The 542-nt window shown below is 50.6% G+C and carries 2 tRNA genes and 1 rRNA gene; all 3 read right to left on the bottom strand.

From position 1 onward, the window contains the following. Window positions 1–238: 238 nt before the first annotated feature. Window positions 239–314: transfer RNA gene (locus AC3WL8_RS40035), tRNA-Ala, on the bottom strand. 13 nt (window positions 315–327) lie between these two features. Then, window positions 328–404: transfer RNA gene (locus tag AC3WL8_RS40030), tRNA-Ile, on the bottom strand. Between the two features lie 62 nt (window positions 405–466). Next, window positions 467–542: ribosomal RNA gene (locus AC3WL8_RS40025) — 16S ribosomal RNA — on the bottom strand; the annotation flags it as partial.

Here is a 542-nt window from a genome sequence, read left to right as displayed (position 1 = left end):
TTGTGCCGTATTCCAAGTCATCTTTCGATCACTTAAATACATTTTGGTTGATACAATCACAACCCGGTATCGCGTTTGTACTGCAGCGTCTCATCAACGCTTCGCGACACCTTTACTACATCCCATATTTTTAAAGAACAGCCGATCATTCGATCGCTTGGCAATGCCAAATGGAAACACTCGCAACTCAGCGTCGCGAAGCGCTTTCATTTGACAACCAATCCAAGGTACCAGGTAGTGGTGGAGGATGACGGGATCGAACCGACGACCCCCTGCTTGCAAAGCAGGTGCTCTCCCAGCTGAGCTAATCCCCCTTTTCGGATAACTTGGTGGGTCTGGTAGGACTTGAACCTACGACCCCCGCCTTATCAAGACGGTGCTCTAACCACCTGAGCTACAGACCCTTGGCTGTAACAGCAAACAAACCGATAAGTGTGAACGCTAGGCTTGAGACACAAGCCTCTAGAAAGGAGGTGATCCAGCCGCACCTTCCGATACGGCTACCTTGTTACGACTTCACCCCAGTCATGAACCCTGCCGTG

Source organism: Cupriavidus sp. FW305-F7 (assembly GCF_058782875.1).
The sequence above is the reverse complement of the archived record's forward strand: the minus strand, read 5'-3'. Positions and strand labels throughout refer to the sequence as shown.